This is a genomic window from Sinorhizobium garamanticum (assembly GCF_029892065.1).
Lineage (GTDB): Bacteria > Pseudomonadota > Alphaproteobacteria > Rhizobiales > Rhizobiaceae > Sinorhizobium > Sinorhizobium garamanticum.
Map to the genome: position 1 here is coordinate 2,434,025 of NZ_CP120373.1, position 16,523 is coordinate 2,450,547.

General features: G+C 62.1%; 14 protein-coding genes. 6 read left to right on the forward strand and 8 right to left on the reverse strand.

The genetic code is table 11. The annotated features are described in order from the left end of the window. Positions 1-116: 116 nt before the first annotated feature. Entirely contained in the window at positions 117-836 is a 720-nt protein-coding gene (mnmC2, locus tag PZN02_RS11335; protein ID WP_280658096.1) for a tRNA (5-methylaminomethyl-2-thiouridine)(34)-methyltransferase MnmC2, read from the reverse strand. Between the two features lie 122 nt (positions 837-958). On the opposite strand from mnmC2, the gene PZN02_RS11340 reads away from it, so the two are divergent. Continuing rightward, positions 959-2,125 (forward strand): NAD(P)/FAD-dependent oxidoreductase, encoded by a 1,167-nt coding sequence (locus PZN02_RS11340; RefSeq protein ID WP_280658097.1) that lies wholly within the window; start codon positions 959-961, stop codon positions 2,123-2,125. 109 nt (positions 2,126-2,234) lie between these two features. On the opposite strand, the gene PZN02_RS11345 is transcribed toward PZN02_RS11340, so the two are convergent. Continuing rightward, the gene (locus PZN02_RS11345; protein ID WP_280658098.1) at positions 2,235-3,335 is read right to left on the reverse strand and encodes a glycosyltransferase family 2 protein; all 1,101 of its coding nucleotides are present in this window, start codon (positions 3,333-3,335) and stop codon (positions 2,235-2,237) included. A 431-nt stretch (positions 3,336-3,766) separates the two neighbouring features. Between PZN02_RS11345 and PZN02_RS11350 the strand changes: the two genes are divergently transcribed. The 5 genes from PZN02_RS11350 (at position 3,767) to uraH (ending at position 7,023) form a co-directional block, all read left to right on the forward strand. Further along, positions 3,767-4,567, forward strand: coding sequence for a DUF1045 domain-containing protein (locus PZN02_RS11350; RefSeq protein WP_280658099.1), 801 nt, complete (start codon positions 3,767-3,769; stop codon positions 4,565-4,567). 80 nt (positions 4,568-4,647) lie between these two features. Beyond that, positions 4,648-5,577, forward strand: a complete 930-nt coding sequence (puuE, locus tag PZN02_RS11355; RefSeq protein ID WP_280658100.1) for an allantoinase PuuE — start codon at positions 4,648-4,650, stop codon at positions 5,575-5,577. Further along, positions 5,577-6,080 (forward strand): 2-oxo-4-hydroxy-4-carboxy-5-ureidoimidazoline decarboxylase, encoded by a 504-nt coding sequence (uraD, locus tag PZN02_RS11360; RefSeq protein WP_280658101.1) that lies wholly within the window; start codon positions 5,577-5,579, stop codon positions 6,078-6,080. The genes puuE and uraD overlap by 1 nt, the downstream gene beginning before the upstream one ends. 69 nt (positions 6,081-6,149) lie before the next feature. Continuing rightward, on the forward strand, positions 6,150-6,647 hold the full coding sequence (locus PZN02_RS11365; protein WP_280658102.1) for an ureidoglycolate lyase: 498 nt from the start codon (positions 6,150-6,152) through the stop codon (positions 6,645-6,647). 13 nt (positions 6,648-6,660) lie between these two features. After that, positions 6,661-7,023, forward strand: coding sequence for a hydroxyisourate hydrolase (gene uraH / locus PZN02_RS11370; RefSeq protein WP_280658103.1), 363 nt, complete (start codon positions 6,661-6,663; stop codon positions 7,021-7,023). On the opposite strand, the gene PZN02_RS11375 is transcribed toward uraH, so the two are convergent. From PZN02_RS11375 to xdhA, 6 genes are all read right to left on the reverse strand, one after another. Further along, a complete protein-coding gene (locus PZN02_RS11375) occupies positions 7,024-8,160 on the reverse strand; it encodes an alpha-hydroxy acid oxidase (RefSeq protein WP_280658104.1) in 1,137 nt (378 codons plus the stop codon). 189 nt (positions 8,161-8,349) lie between these two features. Beyond that, entirely contained in the window at positions 8,350-9,666 is a 1,317-nt protein-coding gene (guaD, locus tag PZN02_RS11380) for a guanine deaminase (protein ID WP_280658105.1), read from the reverse strand. After that, on the reverse strand, positions 9,663-10,895 hold the full coding sequence (gene puuD, locus PZN02_RS11385) for a urate hydroxylase PuuD (protein ID WP_280658106.1): 1,233 nt from the start codon (positions 10,893-10,895) through the stop codon (positions 9,663-9,665). Before puuD ends, guaD begins: the two co-directional genes overlap by 4 nt. Positions 10,896-11,112: 217 nt before the next feature. Next, entirely contained in the window at positions 11,113-12,012 is a 900-nt protein-coding gene (locus PZN02_RS11390; protein WP_280658107.1) for a LysR substrate-binding domain-containing protein, read from the reverse strand. A 441-nt stretch (positions 12,013-12,453) separates the two neighbouring features. After that, positions 12,454-14,790, reverse strand: a complete 2,337-nt coding sequence (xdhB, locus tag PZN02_RS11395) for a xanthine dehydrogenase molybdopterin binding subunit (RefSeq protein ID WP_280658108.1) — start codon at positions 14,788-14,790, stop codon at positions 12,454-12,456. Between the two features lie 171 nt (positions 14,791-14,961). Next, entirely contained in the window at positions 14,962-16,452 is a 1,491-nt protein-coding gene (xdhA, locus tag PZN02_RS11400; RefSeq protein ID WP_280658109.1) for a xanthine dehydrogenase small subunit, read from the reverse strand. Between the last annotated feature and the right edge of the window lie 71 nt (positions 16,453-16,523).

Genomic DNA, 16,523 nt, shown 5'->3' on the forward strand with positions numbered 1-16,523 from the left:
TTGGATCTCTGTCGCAGATTTTGATGCGCCATGGCCCGCCATTTGCGACAGTTCACTTCGTGCAGGGTAGCAGAGGTTGAAAAGCGCCGTCGCAATTGCCAACGCGGCGCTGTAGGTCAGGGCTTGTCGCCGCGCAGCATCTCGCGTTTGCCGGCGAAACCTGGGCGCCGCTCGACGATGAACCCGGCCGCCTCGAGATTGCGGCGGACGAAGCCGGCCGCGGCATAGGTCGCGAAGGTGCCGCCGGACGCGGCCTTGTCGAACACCAGCTGCATCAGCTCCTGTGACCACATGTCCGGGTTCCGCGATGGAGCAAACCCGTCGAGATACCAGGCGTCGAATCTGTGCTCCGAGGCGCCGAGACTCTCAAGCGCAGGGCCGCACACCACCGTCAACCGAACCCCATCCGTGAAGTCGAGATCGACGTGGCCGTCCGGTATTTCCGGCCAACTTGCGATAAGCGTCTGTCTTTCATCGGAAATTTCCGGCCAGTGCGAAAGTGCCCGGTCGATATCGGCCGCCGGCATCGGGAAACGCTCGAAGGAGATGAAGTGCAACTGGCCCGTCGCCGTCCGCGTCTGCTTCCATTGCCGCCAGGTTTCGCAGAAATTGAGGCCCGTGCCGAAGCCGAGCTCGCCGATGACGAACCTCTCTGCCGTCTGCCAGCGTTGCGGCAGCCGGTTGCCGGAGAGGAAGACATGACCGCATTCCAGCCGGCCGTCAATGCGGCAATAAAAGTGATCGCCAAATTCCATCGAGTAGGGCATATCGCCCTCGTGCCATTCGAGGTTCTGCCGTGATGGCGGATGGCTCTGGCGGAGATCAGGTGCTGTCATGGCGATAGTCGTCTTCCGACCCTTTGAAAACGCGCAAGGGTCGCTGTAGCACGTTGAAACGCTGCATAATTTTCCCTTCGATCGAATTCGATCTAAGGAATTATGCCGTAGAAGGTCAATCGATGAGTGAACTTTTGATCGTGGGCGGCGGTGTCATGGGGTTGTGGGCCGCCGTGATGGCCGGCCGGGCCGGTATCGCGACGTGCCTTGTCGAGCGCAGCAGCACAGGCGCGGGCGCGAGCGGAGGCCTGCTCGGCGCGCTGATGCCGCATATGCCCGACCGATGGAACGCAAAGAAACAATTCCAGTTCGATGCGTTGGTCGCGCTCGAAGACGAGATCGCCGAACTGCAGCGAGCGACCGGACTATCGGCCGATTATCGCCGCTGCGGCCGGCTCATGCCGCTTGGCAGACCGCATCTAAGAGACATCGCCCTGGGCCACGAGCAGGATGCGGCGCGGCATTGGATTTCCGGCGAACGCCCGTTCCATTGGCATGTCCGGGATGTGGATGCCGGCTGCGACTGGCCGGCGGCAGAGGCGGCGCCCTTCGGCATCGTCCACGACACGCTCGCTGCGAGAGTGGCGCCGCGGCGTCTGGTGCAGGTTCTCAAGACTGCGCTTGAGCAATTCCCCCATGTCCGGGTCGAAGAGGGCGCCGAGGTTGCGGCGCTCGATCCTCAACGCGGACGGCTCTCGCTCTCGGACGGGAGGGTGGTCTCCTTCAGACATTGCATCCTTTCCGCCGGCGTCGAAAGCTTTTGCCTGATCGACCGCCTCGCGCGTTCGGCACAGGCGCCGAGCGGCGGTGCGGTCAAGGGACAGGCAGCGCTGCTTAGCGCCGATATCGATCCGGCTTCGCCAATCATCTTCACCGACGGGCTCTACATCGTTGCGCATGAAGATGGTCACGTGGCGATCGGCAGCACCAGCGAAAATCGCTTCGACGAGCCGTATTCGACGGACGATCAACTGGACGCGCTGATCCGGCGAGCCGAAGCGATAGCGCCCGCGTTGCGCGGCGCGCAGGTGGTCGAACGTTGGGCCGGACTGCGCCCGAAGGCGACGGGGCGCGAGCCGATCGTCGGCCGCCATCCCGATCACGACAATCTGTCCGTGCTGACCGGCGGCTTCAAAGTGAGTTTCGGCATAGCACACGCGCTGGCGCGCTTCGTGATCGACGACATCATTGGGCGGCCGACGATCGATCTTCCGGAGTCGTTTGCGTGCGCGCACCACATCGCGGCGCTACGGCATCAAGTCCGCACGCTGCCTGAGGGCGCCCCATGACCGACAGCGCCGCGCGTCTTGTGAGACGCGCAAAGGACGCTGTAGCACTTTGAATTGCCGCATGTTTTATCCTTAAATCGGCTACGATTTAAGGAAACATGCAGTAGCGTCAGCCCATTGCCCGCCGTACGGTTTTTGACAGCAGAGACAGGAAGGCCGGGCGGGAGGATGCCACGAGCTTCCAGGAGAGCACCGACGTCGCCAACTGCCGCGGAAGCACCCCGACCGCAAGGAACCAGATCGCTTCCACGGCGCGCCTGCGGATAGAGTAATTCATGGCAAGGCTCGCGGTTGCACCGGCTGTCGCCAGGCGCAGCCGCGAGTCATTTCTGACCGGGTGCCGAGTCTCCTCGATGCACAAGGACGCGAGCCGCTCTTCGAGGTGGGTCGGGTCGCGCAGGGCGATCCCCGGCTGCAACTGCGATCCGGTGGCGGCCGCCTCAGCGGAAAGAGCCTCGAGGCGGCGGAAGTCATGCTGCACGCGCCAGCGGGCCCGTTCGGCCAGCTTTTCGGCAAACAGCGAATGATTGGAACCATGCATGCGGTATGCTCCGAGGCAATCGTCCGTGGCCTGGACCTGTCCATGCAGCGGAGCCACAGTTGCAAGATAGCCATCGGCTCCTTGCCTGAATTTTCCTTCCGGCATCGGCATCACCGCTTCCAGGGCCGAACGGGCGAAGGCAAGGCCGCTGGTGACTGTCGTCTGATAGCGACCGCGATGAAACAGTTTTGGCGTTACGTCGCCCGTATCGAATGGCTGCTCCGGCGGCGGGAAGATATCCATTACCTTTTCTCGTTGATCGACGAGATGGAGCCTGAACTGAAACTGTGCGGTTGAGGCATCCCATGCATTGACGACCTCGGATACGGCAGTCGGATAGAGATAGTCGTCGGCGTCCAGAAAGAACACGATGTCGCCCGCGCTTGCGGCGAAACCGGTGTTGAAGGCGGCCGCATGTCCGCCGTTTGCCGGTCGCAGACAGGCGCGGATCCTGTCGCCGTATGATCGAATGATATCTGGCGATCCATCGGATGAGGCATCGTCGACGACGATAACCTCGGTATGCGGGTGATCTTGAGCCAACGCGCTGTCAATACAGCGCCTCAGAAAGCGTGAGTAGTTATAGTTGGTGATGATGATTGATACGGAAGTTTGGTCCAGCAAAGCCTGCCCTCGCTCTGATCCCCGCTTTTTGCTTCGGTTACTCATGCTGAGTGTAAGCGGCCGGTCACCGGCGTCTCGCCTGGACACAACAAGGCATTCGCCCGCCAAGCAGGCGGCCGGTACCGACCATTAAAGGAAACCGCGGGTAGATTTCCTCCGGCGCGGCGGTGCTTAAAACGGCAGATTGCTGCCTTGCACCATTGCGCGATTCTCCACGCTTCAAGGGAAGCGCTGCGACGTAGTAACTGCACCTATTGTGTTGACAATAGGGCCTTGCCGGATCGGCGCGGGATGTCGATAGGACTTGGCAGGGTTTCGACGCCGCGAGTTTCGATGGTCCATCTTGCTTTGCATGACACGCCTCCGTCGCTTCTGGGCGATCGATCCATGGCTCGGTTCCGAGCCGCCAAGTTCGTCAATCTGTCATGCAAATCACCTAATAGGGCGGCCATCTACGGACTTCCGGAGCTTGCGCCATGCGTTACGCCATTTGTTTCACCCCGCCTATGGGGGACCCGCTGTCGGCAGTGGCCGCCAGCTGGCTCGGGCGGAACGTTTATTCGGATGAGCCGACGGAATTGCCTTCTGTTGCCGGATTGAGCGTTTCGGAGATCGCCTTCCATACGGCAGCACCCCGCCGCTTCGGCTTTCATGCCATGATCATGGCGCCGTTCTCCCTCAACGTGGCGACGGACGAAGCCGAGCTGCTGAAGTCGCTGATGCATTTCGCCAGTGCCGAAACGCCTTTTGAAATCGCGCGGATGGAGGTTGCCCGATTCAGCCAGTGCTGGGGGCTCGTGCCGCAGGTGCCGAGCCTCGAAATGCACCTGCTTGCCGCCCGTGTCGTGCAGGCATTCGACAGGTTTCGCGCCCCGATGAGCGAGGACGAAATCGAACGATGCGATCCGGACCGGCTGACGGCACCGCAATTCACCAACCTGTATCGCTGGGGCGATCCCTATGTGATGGACGAGTATCGCTTTCACATGAAGGTGACGGGCGCCTTGAATCCGGAAACCGCCCGACGCATGGAGGCGCCCCTCAGGGAGCTTTTCGAGCCGCATTTGGAGAGGCCGTTAGCGATCGGCAGCCTTGCCCTGTTCATCGAGCAGGATCCAGGCGCGCCGATGCGGGTCCATTCGCAGCATCCACTTGGCAAGATTTCCGCCCGCCTGCGCGACGGCACGGCGAAACGGCAGGGCGTCGAAAACCCGGCCGACGGTCGCGCCGCCAGGCCCATCCCCTTCATCATGGCCTCTTTGCTTGCGGGCAGTTAGACGCCCCTCGCAAGCGTCAAATTCATCTCGACAATCCGGTTCGCGGTGCTACCGTTCCGGAAAAATCGAAGGGTGATTTGATGGCAGAGACTTCCTACCCGCGCGATCTCGTAGGCTATGGGCGGACACCGCCGCAGGTACGCTGGCCGGGTGATGCGCACATCGCCGTGCAGTTCGTCCTGAACTATGAGGAGGGGGGCGAAAGCTGCATTCTCGATGGCGATCCGGCATCCGAATGCCTGCTGTCGGAGATCGTCGGCGCGCAGCCCTGGCCGGGTCAGCGCAATCTCAATATGGAATCGATCTACGAGTATGGCGCTCGTGCTGGGTTCTGGCGGCTGTGGCGCATGTTCACCAGCCGCGGCGTCACGCTCACGGTCTATGGCGTGACGCTTGCGATGGCGCGCAACCCGGAAGCGGTCGCGGCGATGAAGGAGGCGGGCTGGGAAATCGCCAGCCACGGGCTACGCTGGCTCGAATACAAGGATTTCCCGGAAGAAGTGGAACGCGAGCATATCCGCGAGGTCGTCCGCCTGCATACGGAACTGACAGGAGAGCGGCCGCTCGGCATCTATCAGGGCAAGCCTTCGGTCAACACGCTGAAGCTCGTGCTGGAGGAGGGCGGCTTTCTCTACTCCTGCGATTCCTATGCGGACGAGCTTCCCTACTGGGTTCCTGGATTGACCGCCGACAAGCCGCATCTCATCATTCCCTACACGCTCGATGCCAACGACATGCGCTTTGCGACCAATCAGGGATTCAATTCCGGCGACCAGTTCTTCACCTACCTCAAAGACACGTTCGACGTGCTCTATGCGGAGGGCAAGGAAGGCAGTCCGAAGATGATAAATATCGGTCTGCATTGCCGCCTCGTCGGCCGGCCCGGCCGCGCGGCTGCGCTCGCCCGCTTCATCGATTACGTGCTGTCCCACGACAAGGTCTGGATCCCGCGCCGCATCGACATTGCGCGCCATTGGTACGATCATCACAAGCCGGAAGGTGTGCGCTGATGTCTGACAGGGAGGCCTTCGTCGCTCGCTTCGGCGGTGTCTTCGAGCATTCGCCATGGGTGGCGGAGCGCGCCTACGACCGCGCCGCTGCCGCCGGGCTGACCGCTGGCAGCGTTCATTCGGCACTCTGCAACGCGTTTCGTGCGGCTTCGCCCGCCGAACGTCTTGCCGTCCTCAAGGCCCATCCGGATCTCGCCGGAAAACTCGCGATCGCCGGCAAGCTGACCGCCGACTCCCGGGCGGAGCAGGCGTCCGCCGGATTGGACCGCCTTTCACCCGAGGAACATCAGCGGTTCATTGCGCTCAACAAGGCTTATACGAAGAAATTCGGCTTCCCCTTCATTATTGCGGTCAAGGGGCTGACGAAGGACGACATTCTCGCTGCCTTCGAAACGCGGATTGACAACTCGAAAGAAGAAGAATTTGAAACCGCCTGCGCGCAGGTGGAGCAGATCGCCCGGCTGCGGCTCAGATCCATGCTCCCCGGAGATGAAAATGCCTAAAAGTGCCGTCCCTGACTTGTCCGCCTCGGCATCGCGCGGCGCGCCCGCATGCTGCGGAACTGAAGCCTGATGTCGCGCCTGCTTTCGATCGAGCCCCTGACGAAGGAGGCTTTTGCCCCGTTTGGCAGTGTCATCGAAGCGGATCCGGCATCGATGCGCTTCATCAATGGCGGCAACACCGAACGGTTTCACGCACTTGCGCGGGCCGATGTGACGGGCGAGGGCGCCGGCGTCATCATCAACATCTTTCGCGGCCAGCCGCGCGCGTTCCCCTATGCCGTGACGATGATGGAGCGGCATCCGCTCGGCAGCCAGAGTTTTTCGCCGCTCGATGATAGGCCGTGGCTCGCAGTGGTGGCCGAGGATGAAGGCGGGCGGCCGAGCAGTCCCCGGGTGTTCCTGGCGAGCGGACGGCAGGGGGTCAACTATGGCCGCAACGTCTGGCATCATCCGCTTATGGCGGTCGAAGCGGCGAGCGATTTCATCGTCGTCGATCGCGAAGGGCCGGGCAACAATCTGGAAGAATTCTTCTACGACGAGCCTTTCGTCATTCCCGCTCCCTTCTGAAGGAAATGAAGCGATGAGCAAGACCGGGCGACTTACGACCCACGTTCTCGATACTGCGCTCGGCAAACCGGCCGAGGGCTTGAGGATCGATCTCTATTGGCTGGAGGGTGAGGAACGGCAATTGATCCGCTCGGTCCACACGAACAGTGACGGGCGCGTCGACGGACCGATGGTCGAAGGCTTGGCCTTCATGGCGGGCAATTACGAACTGGTGTTCCACGCCGGCGACTATCTCCGGGCAACCGGCGTCGTCCTTCCGAAGCCGGCCTTCCTCGACCTCATCCCCTTGCGCTTCGGGATCGCCGATCCCGGAAGCCACTATCACGTGCCGCTGCTGCTTTCGCCCTACGGGTACTCGACCTATCGCGGAAGCTGATCATTCCGCGAGAATGTCGCTGCTCACGTCGGTGATGTTGCGCTTGCCGCAGAGTGCCATGGTGATGTCCATCTCTTTGCGGATGATTTCGAGCGCGAGCGTCACGCCCTCCTTGCCCATGGCGCCGAGGCCGTAGAGGAAGGGGCGGCCGATAAAGGTTCCCTTCGCACCGAGGGCGATGGCCTTCAACACATCCTGGCCGGAACGGATGCCGCCGTCGATATGGACTTCGATCTGATGCCCGACGGCTTCGACGATGCGCGGCAGCATGCTGATCGATGACGGTGCGCCGTCGAGCTGGCGGCCGCCGTGGTTCGAGACGACGATCGCGTCGGCACCGGTCTTTGCCGCCATCTTCGCGTCCTCGGGATCGAGGATTCCCTTGAGGATCAACGGACCGCCCCAGCGCTCCTTGATCCATTCGACGTCCTTCCAGGAAAGCTGCGGATCGAACTGCTCGTTGGTCCAGGCGCCCAGTGAGGAAAGATCGGTGACGCTTTTGGCGTGGCCGACGATGTTGCGGAAGGTGCGCCTGTTAGTGCCGAGCATCTTCATGCACCAGCGCGGCCGCGTCGCCATCTGCCAGAGGTGTTTCGGTGTCATGCGCGGTGGCGCGGACAGGCCATTGCGCAGGTCCTTGTGCCGCTGGCCGAGGATCTGCAGATCGAGTGTCAGGACCAGCGCCGAGCATTTGGCGGCCTTTGCGCGGTCGATCAGGTTCAGCACGAATTCGCGCTCGCGCATCACGTAAAGCTGGAACCAGAAGGGCTTTGTGGTGACCGAGGCGACATCCTCTATGGAGCAGATGCTCATGGTCGAAAGCGTGAAGGGAACCCCGAAAGCCTCCGCCGCCTGCGCCGCCAGCATTTCTCCGTCGGCATGCTGCATGCCCGTGAGGCCCGTCGGCGCAAGGGCGACGGGCATCGACACCTTCTGGCCGATCATCGTCGTTTCCAGCGAGCGGTTGCTCATGTCGACCAGTACCCGCTGACGCAGCTTGATCTTCTGGAAATCCTCCTCGTTGGCGCGATAGGTTCCCTCCGTCCAGGCGCCGCTGTCGGCATAGTCGAAGAAGAGCTTCGGGACACGCCGCTTGGCGAGCGCCTTGAGATCGCGGATTTCGAGGATTTGCGTCATGAGAACGGCCTTCATCGATGAATGACGACTGCATGTTTCCGGTAAAACCATGCAGCAACTCAAAGTGCTACAGCGACGTTTTGCGTCTTAATAGGACGCCCGGCGCTGTAGGGGCCATTATCATGATTTGAGGAGGCGTGTAATAGCTCTCGGGAGAAAGAGGTCAAAAAAATTGACCTCTTGTTCGATTCAGACTGTACCGAGCGAAGATTTGGCCGGGCGGCCGGCCACATAGGTCTCCACGATCGCCCGATCGTCCCCCATTGTCTGCAACAGGAAGAGCTCATCGGCCAGCGAATTGACCACTTCGGCACGCAGCGCCATGGCCGGCGTCGCCGCCATGTTCAGCACTACAAGGTCTGCATCGGTGCCTGGCTCCAGAGTGCCGATGCGTTCGACAAGCGACAGCGCCTCGGCGTTGCAGCGGGTCATCAGGTAGAAGCTGTCGAAAGGGTTCAGCCGCTCGGCCTGCAACTGCAGGATCTTGTAGGCCTCGTCGAGCGTCTTCAGCATCGAGTAGCTGGTGCCGCCGCCGATATCGGAGGCGACCGAAACGCGCACCGGTTTCTGCCGGCGCGTCAAGGCGCGCAGCGGGAAGAGACCCGAGCCCAGGAAAAGGTTCGAGGTCGGGCAGAAGACCGCGACGGAGCCGGTCTCGCTCATGGCATCTGCCTCTCGATCGGAAAGATGGATGCAATGGCCGAAGAGGCTCTTCGGTCCAAGCAGGCCGTAGCGGGCATAGACGTCGGTGTAGTCCTTCGCTTCCGGATAGAGCTCGCAGGTGAAGGTGATCTCGTCGCGATTTTCGGAAAGATGCGTCTGCACGTGCAGATCGGGGAATTCGCCGACAAGCGATTTTGCGACCTCCATCTGCTCCGGCGTCGAGGTGATGGCGAAACGCGGCGTGATGGCGACGTGGTTGCGGCCCTTGCCGTGCCAATCCGCGATGACCGCCCGCGTCTCGTCATAGCTCATCCCAGGGGTGTCGAGCAGGCCTTGCGGAGCGTTGCGGTCCATCATCACCTTGCCGGCGACCATGCGCATGTTGCGCTTCAGGCTTTCGGCGAAGAAGGCGTCGGCGGAGGCCTTGTGGACCGAGCAATAGGCAGCCGCCGTCGTCGTCCCATGGCGGATCATCTCGTCGAAGAAATGAATGGCGATGCGTTCGGCATGAGCCGATTCGACGAACCGGCATTCCTCCGGGAACGTGTAGGTGTTCAGCCATTCGAGCAGATTGGCGGCGTAGGAGGCCATCACCTGCATCTGCGGGAAGTGAAGATGCGTGTCGATGAAGCCGGGCATGATCAGATGCGGGCGATGATCGATCTCCGTGACGCCGTCCGGCGCTGCGGCTTTGACGACCCCGTACGGGCCAGACGCCTTGATCACGCCGTCCCCGATGAGCAGCGCGCCATCGCTTTCATAGGAATAGGCAGCGCTGTCGTCGATGGCTTGCGGGGCGCGGTTGAAGCTCAGCAGGCGGCCGCGAATGAGGGTGGTTGTCATCGTGTCTCCCCGACGGCGCTTTCGTACCAGGCGGTCACCAGCCTACGTTCATCCGCCGTCATATCGGTTATGTTGCCGGGCGGCATGGCATGGCTGCGCCCGGCCTGGATATAGATTTCGCGGGCACGGGCGGCAATCTCGGCGTCGCTTTCGAGTATGACGCCGTTCGGCGCCCGGGCAATGCCCTCGTAAACGGGCTCGGCTGCGTGGCACATGCTACAGCGGGTCGAGATCGTGTCCTTCACCGCCGGAAAATGCGCGTTATCGGCGAAGCGCTTGAAGGCCGGGGCGGCCTCGGCCTGTTCCTCGCCGGTCAACACCTTCGGCACTGTCGAGAGCCACATGATCAGGATGAAGAGGATCACCGTGACGATCCAGGTCCAGGTCGGCTCGCCCTTGCGCGCATGGGTGGTATTGAACCAGTGGCGGATGGTGACGCCCATCAGGAAGACGAGTGCGGCGATGATCCAGTTGAAAGCCGTGGCGAAGGCGAGCGGATAGTGGTTCGACAGCATGAAGAAGATGACCGGCAGCGTCAGATAGTTGTTGTGGAGTGAGCGCTGCTTGGCCTGGGCGCCGAGCTTCGGATCCGGCGTACGGCCGGCGATCAGGTCGGCCACGACGATCTTCTGGTTGGGAATGATGATGAAGAAGACGTTGGCGGACATGATGGTCGCGGTGAAGGCGCCAAGATGCAGGAAGGCGGCGCGGCCGGTGAAAACCTGCGTGTAGCCCCACGCCATGGCGACGAGCACGACATAAAGCAGCGCCATCAGCCCCCAGGTGCTCTTGCCGATCGGCGATTTGCAGAGAAGATCGTAAAGAACCCAGCCGATCCCGAGCGAGGCGAGCGAGATCAGGATCGCCGTCGTCGCCGAGATGTCGAGCACATGACGGTCGATCAGGAAAAGATCGGCGCCGCCATAATAGATGATGCAGAGCATGGCGAAGCCCGAGAGCCACGTCATGTAGGATTCCCATTTGAACCAGGTGAGATGCTCCGGCATCGCAGCCGGTGCGACCAGATATTTCTGGATATGGTAGAAGCCGCCGCCATGCACCTGCCATTCCTCGCCATAGGCGCCGGGGGGAAGATGGTTGCGCTTCACCAAGCCAAGGTCGAGCGCGATGAAATAGAAGGATGAGCCGATCCAGGCGATCGCCGTCACGACATGCAGCCAGCGGGCGGCGAAGGCCAGCCACTCCCAGGCAATGGCGAATTCGTACATTCAGGTCCCTTTTTTTCTCCGTTGACGTACCTTGCGAAAAAAAGCGGAAACGGGGAAGGGGCGTTCTCGGCGATCCAGCGAGCCTTTGCGAAGGTCGAGCCACCTTAATGCACGTCGTGCAAAAATCTGCAGCGTTTTTCCAATAACATGTATGAAAACAATGCCCCAACACCCGTGCGTGCACTCCTTGTCACGCGACAGAGTCACGCGACAGACTTTAGGCGGCGCCGTCCTGCTTGAACTCTGCGAGGATCCAGTCGCGAAAGTTGCGGATCTTTGCGACGTTGCGCCGTGCATGCGGGTAGACCAGCCAATAGTCGTGGCCATCGCTGCCGCGCAGATCGAAAGGTTGATAAAGCCGACCGAGTGCGACGTCATCGGTATAGAATTGCGGAGTAAGGATCGCCACGCCTTGCCCGGCGATTGCAGCGCCTGCCTCGAAGGCCTGGGCACCGAGCCGCGTCGGAACCCGGCCCTCGAGATCCGGATCGCGGACGCCGGCAGCGCTAAACCATAGCGGCCACCAACGGTCTTGAGGGTCGATGATGCGGAGCTTCAGGAGGTCTCGCGGTTCGTTCACCCCGCCGACCGTCGAAGCGAGCGCCGGACTGAGCATCGGCGTAAATTCCACTTTCATCAGTCGATGGCTAACGAGACCCGGCCAATCGCCCAACCCGGAGCGGATCGCCACGTCCACTGCCTCTTTGCTGAAATCGATCATCGCATCGTTCGCCGACAGGCGGACGGCCATGTTGGGATGGGCGAGTTGGAACGAGCCGATATGACGAGCGAGCCATTGCGACGCGAAGGTCGCGGTCGAACTGATGAGCAGGGCGGACGCCGCATCGCCGCGCGCCGAGGCAACCGCCTCCTGCAACATTTCGAATGCTTCCGTCACCCTGGGCGCCAGCCGTTGGCCGACCTCCGTCAGCGTGACTTGCCGCGGGCGCCTCAGGAAAAGCGGCTCGCCGATATTCTCCTCGATGAGCTTGATCTGGTAGCTGACGGCCGTCTGGGTCATGCCGAGCTCATCGCCTGCCTTGGTGAAACTGCCGAGCCGGGCCGCGGCCTCGAAGATCCTTAGCGCGTTCAGCGGGAACTGCTTCGACATTTTCATGGATAAGTTCTCTTGATGCATGCAGACGGATGTTCGATTGGAATTCGAGCATCTTTCCCGGCATCCTGCAAGTCAACTTCACCGCTTACGAAGGGTGTTCAGATGTCGTGCGATGTATTGGAATATACTGAAAGAAAACCGCTTCTTTCGTTTGCGGGCGTAGTGCGCGCCGTCGCTTTCACCGTCCGCCGCATCAGGGGTATCGGCTTGAGACTCGATCTCGACTCCACGTCCGATTACATGAAAAAGGACTTGGGCATCCTCGACGGGCGAATGCCCCGGCAGGATGACGAGGTCCTGCGGTAGGCGAGGCTGTTTGCCCCTCATCCGGCCTGCCGGCCACCTTCGCCCCGCTTGCGGGGAGAAGGCAAAGGTGAGGGCCGAGCGACCTGCTGCCCCAGCCATTTCTGTCAAAGATGAACAGGCAAATCTCGGAACTGCTCAGATTCCCCTGAGCCTTTCCAGCGCCATCAAAATACGCTCGGGTGTCGCCGGGGTATCGAGACGGGGGCATTCGCGATAGTCGGCGACGCTCGCGACCGCCATCGACAAGGCCTCCAATACGGAGATGGGCAGCATGAAGGGCGGTTCTCCCACGGCCTTCGATCGTCCGATGGTCTTTTCTGCGTTTTCCGACCACTCGGCGAGCCGCACGTTGAAGATCTTCGGCCGGTCCGAGGCGAGCGGAATCTTGTAGGTCGAGGGCGCATGCGTCCTCAAACGTCCCTTTTCGTCCCACCAGAGCTCTTCCGTGGTCAGCCAGCCCATGCCCTGGACGAAGCCGCCTTCGATCTGGCCAAGGTCGATCGCCGGATTGAGCGAGCGGCCGACATCGTGCAGCACGTCGACGCGGTCGACGAGGTATTCGCCAGTCAGAGTGTCGATCGAGACCTCGGAGACGGCGGCGCCATAGGCGAAATAGTAGAAGGGCGTGCCGCGCCCCGTAGCTCGATCCCAGTGGATCTTCGGCGTCCTGTAGAAGCCGGCGGCGGACAACTGTACGCGGGCCGTGTAAGCCTGCCGGATGAAATCGGGGAAGGGCACGAGCTCTTCGCCGATCTTCACATGGTTCGCCACGAAGGTGACGTGCTCGGCGGTTGTCTGCCAGCGTTCGGCGGCGAAGGCGACAAGACGATCCTTGATCTGGCGGGCCGCATCGAAGGCGGCCATGCCGTTGAGATCCGAGCCCGATGAGGCCGCGGTCGCCGACGTGTTCGGCACCTTGCCGGTTGTCGTCGCGGTGATCTTCATCCGGTCGATATCGATCTGGAAGCTGTCCGCAAGAACCTGGGCCACCTTGGTGTAGAGGCCCTGGCCCATCTCGGTGCCGCCATGATTGAGGTGGACGGAGCCATCCTGATAGATATGCACCAGCGCGCCCGCCTGGTTGAAGGCGGTCATGGTGAAGGAGATGCCGAACTTAACGGGCGTCAGCGCGATGCCCTTTCGGATCACGCGGCTCGACTTGTTGAATTCGATGATTGCCGCGCGGCGCGCCTGGTAATCGGCGCTGACCTCCAATTCGCCGACGATCCGATGGATGATATTGTCCTCGATCTTCTGGTGGTAGGGCGTGACGTCGCGGCCCGATCCCTTCTCTCCGTAGAAGTTCAACTTGCGGATTTCGAGCGGATCCTTGCCAAGCGCATAGGCGATCTCCTCGACGATGCGCTCGGCGCCGATCATGCCCTGTGGCCCCCCGAAACCGCGATAGGCGGTATTGGAGACCGTATTGGTTTTCAGCGGCTGCGAGGTCAGCTTCACATGCGGGTAGAAATAGGAGCTGTCCGCGTGGAAGAGCGCCCTGTCGGTCACCGGCCCAGAGAGATCGGAGGAGTAGCCGCAACGGGCGGCGTAGTTCGCATGGACGGCGTGGATGCGCCCTTCGTCGTCAAAGCCGACGTCGTAATCGACGAGGAAATCGTGGCGCTTGCCGGTCGCCATCATGTCGTCGTCGCGATCCGGCCGGAATTTCACGGCGCGGCGAAGCCTTCGCGCGGCGACGGCGGCAAGCGCCGCAAATTGGTTGCCCTGCGTCTCCTTGCCGCCAAAGCCGCCGCCCATGCGGCGAACGTTCACCGTTACCGCGTTGGACGGCACACCAAGCACATGCGCGACCATGTGCTGGATTTCGCTTGGATGCTGCGTCGAGGACCAGACGGTCATTTCGTCGTCTTCCCCGGGAATGGCCAGGGCTATGTGCCCCTCCAGATAGAAGTGCTCCTGGCCGCCGATCCGCATCTGCCCCTTCAGCCGGCGCGGCGCTCGTTCCAGTTCAGCTTCCGCGTCGCCGCGCTGGAGCGTCAGCGGCTGCGTCACGAGTTCGCCGCCTTGAGCCATGGCGTCTGCCACATCGATCAGATGCGGCAGGTCGCGATAGGTGATCTTCGCGAGCCGCGCCGCGCGGCGGGCGATGTCGCGCGTTTCGGCAATCACGGCGAAGGCCGGCTGGCCATGGAACTGCACGCGCCCGTCGGCCAGCACCGGCTCGTCATGCAGGTGGCTGGGACTGATGTCGTTCGAATGCGGCATGTCGCTTGCGGTCAGCACGCAGACGACACCGGGCAACGCGACGACGGCGGAGAGGTCCATCTCCAGGATCTCGGCATGAGCACGATCGGTGAGGCCCAGCGCGCCATGCAGGGTACCGGCGGGCTCGGGCATGTCGTCGATGTAGTCGGCCGTTCCCGCCACATGCTTGTGGGCGCTGTCGTGGCGGAGCCGCATGTGCATCGGGCCAGCAATGGTGGTCTGTTCTTCGAAGGTGGACTTATCCATCTTGTCGATTCCTTTCGAAGAAAGCGCCCCTCATCCGGCCTGCTGGCCACCTTCTCCCCGTTCTGACGGGGAGAAGGGACGTTGCCGCGCGGCCTTTGTTCCCTCTCCCCGCCTGCGGGGAGAGGGTTAGGGTGAGGGGCGATCTCACGGCACAGGCTTCGAATGCCGCACTCATGCCACGTCCTCGAAACGCTGGAGTTGAACCGTCTCGCCGGTGCTCTCCAGTAAAAAGCGCATCAGCAGATTCTTTGCCGCCAACATGCGATAGGCGCTCGTGGCGCGCCAGTCGGTGATCGGCTGGTAATCGGTCTCGAAAGCTGCCTGCGCCGCACGAACAGCCTCCTCGCTCCAGGGCTGGCCGATGAGGGCCGCCTCGACGGCCTTCGCCCGCTTGGGCGTCGCGGCCATGCCGCCGAAGGCGACGAGGGCGGTGCGGACGCGATTGTCCTCGTCAAGCGCAACCCGGAAGGCGCCGAGGAGGGCGGAGATATCCTCGTCGCGACGCTTGGAGACCTTGTAGGCGGCGAAACGATCGCCGTCAGGCAGCGCGGGAACGAAGATGCTTTCGACGAATTCGCCCGGCTTGCGATCCTGCTTGCCGTAGCCGATGAAGAAATCCTCGAGCGGCAGCGTGCGGGTGCCGTTCTTCGATCGCAGGGTGACCGATGCGCCGAGGACGATCAACGGTGGTGGGCTGTCGCCGATCGGCGAGCCATTGGCGATGTTGCCGCCGATCGTGCCCATGTTGCGGATCTGTTCGCCGCCGATGCGATCGATGAGCTGGCCGAAGGCCGGGTAGGCATTGGACAGGGCATCGAACGCGGCCGTATAGCTGACGCTGGCGCCAATCGTCAGGCCCGCGTCCGTGCGGTCGATCCGTTGCAGTTCGGCGATGCCGTTGATGAACACCGCCGGATTGAGCGGTCGCATCTGCTTCGTCACCCAGAGACCGACATCGGTTGCGCCGGCGACGATCGTCGCGGTCGGATGTTCGTCCAGCGCCGTCGCGAGTCCCGTCGCGTCCGCCGGCACGATCAGACAGTCCTCGCCCGTGCGGATCACGATCGTTTTCGTAGAGCGGAGCGCTTTCAGCCGTGCGGTGACCGCTTGCCGCGTACGGGTGATCGGATCGAAGATTGCCGAGGGGCGTTCCCGCGCTGCGGCCTCTGCCGCCCGCACGATCGGCTCATAGCCGGTGCAGCGACAGAGATTGCCTTGCAGCGTCTTCTCGATTGCGGCCCGGCTCGGATTGTCGTTCGTCAGCCACAGGCCATAGAGCGACATGACGAAGCCGGGCGTGCAGAAGCCGCATTGCGAACCGTGGAAATCGACCATGGCCTGCTGCACCGGATGGAGCGTGCCGTCCTTGGCCGCGAGATGCTCGACGGTCACGACATGCGTCGCGTTCAGCGAGCCGATAAAGCGGATGCAGGCGTTGACGCTTTCGTAGACGAGTCTTTCGCCGTTCTCGCCATCGTTCGAAAGGCGGCCAACCAGCACCGTGCAGGCGCCGCAATCGCCTTCAGCACAGCCCTCCTTCGTCCCGGTCAGCCGGCGCTCCAGCCTCAGATAGTCGAGCAGTGTCGCGGTCGGCGCGACGTCCGAAAGGGCGACCTCGGTGTCGTTCAGGATGAAGCGGATGCTGTCGGATGCCTGTGCCATGCCAATCATTCCGTTGCTGCCGTATGTTCCCTTAATCGTACCCGATTTAAGGATAAAACATGCAGCAATTC

Excerpts from the sequence above, each read along its gene's own strand:
- xdhB (WP_280658108.1), bottom strand. The coding sequence starts at position 14,790 with ATGGATAAGTCCACCTTCGAAGAACAGACCACCATTGCTGGCCCGATG.
- PZN02_RS11340 (WP_280658097.1), top strand. The coding sequence starts at position 959 with ATGAGTGAACTTTTGATCGTGGGCGGCGGTGTCATGGGGTTGTGGGCC.
- PZN02_RS11350 (WP_280658099.1), top strand. The coding sequence starts at position 3,767 with ATGCGTTACGCCATTTGTTTCACCCCGCCTATGGGGGACCCGCTGTCG.
- uraD (WP_280658101.1), top strand. The coding sequence starts at position 5,577 with ATGTCTGACAGGGAGGCCTTCGTCGCTCGCTTCGGCGGTGTCTTCGAG.
- PZN02_RS11345 (WP_280658098.1), bottom strand. The coding sequence starts at position 3,335 with ATGAGTAACCGAAGCAAAAAGCGGGGATCAGAGCGAGGGCAGGCTTTG.
- guaD (WP_280658105.1), bottom strand. The coding sequence starts at position 9,666 with ATGACAACCACCCTCATTCGCGGCCGCCTGCTGAGCTTCAACCGCGCC.
- PZN02_RS11365 (WP_280658102.1), top strand. The coding sequence starts at position 6,150 with ATGTCGCGCCTGCTTTCGATCGAGCCCCTGACGAAGGAGGCTTTTGCC.
- PZN02_RS11375 (WP_280658104.1), bottom strand. The coding sequence starts at position 8,160 with ATGACGCAAATCCTCGAAATCCGCGATCTCAAGGCGCTCGCCAAGCGG.
- uraH (WP_280658103.1), top strand. The coding sequence starts at position 6,661 with ATGAGCAAGACCGGGCGACTTACGACCCACGTTCTCGATACTGCGCTC.
- mnmC2 (WP_280658096.1), bottom strand. The coding sequence starts at position 836 with ATGACAGCACCTGATCTCCGCCAGAGCCATCCGCCATCACGGCAGAAC.
- xdhA (WP_280658109.1), bottom strand. The coding sequence starts at position 16,452 with ATGGCACAGGCATCCGACAGCATCCGCTTCATCCTGAACGACACCGAG.
- puuD (WP_280658106.1), bottom strand. The coding sequence starts at position 10,895 with ATGTACGAATTCGCCATTGCCTGGGAGTGGCTGGCCTTCGCCGCCCGC.
- puuE (WP_280658100.1), top strand. The coding sequence starts at position 4,648 with ATGGCAGAGACTTCCTACCCGCGCGATCTCGTAGGCTATGGGCGGACA.
- PZN02_RS11390 (WP_280658107.1), bottom strand. The coding sequence starts at position 12,012 with ATGAAAATGTCGAAGCAGTTCCCGCTGAACGCGCTAAGGATCTTCGAG.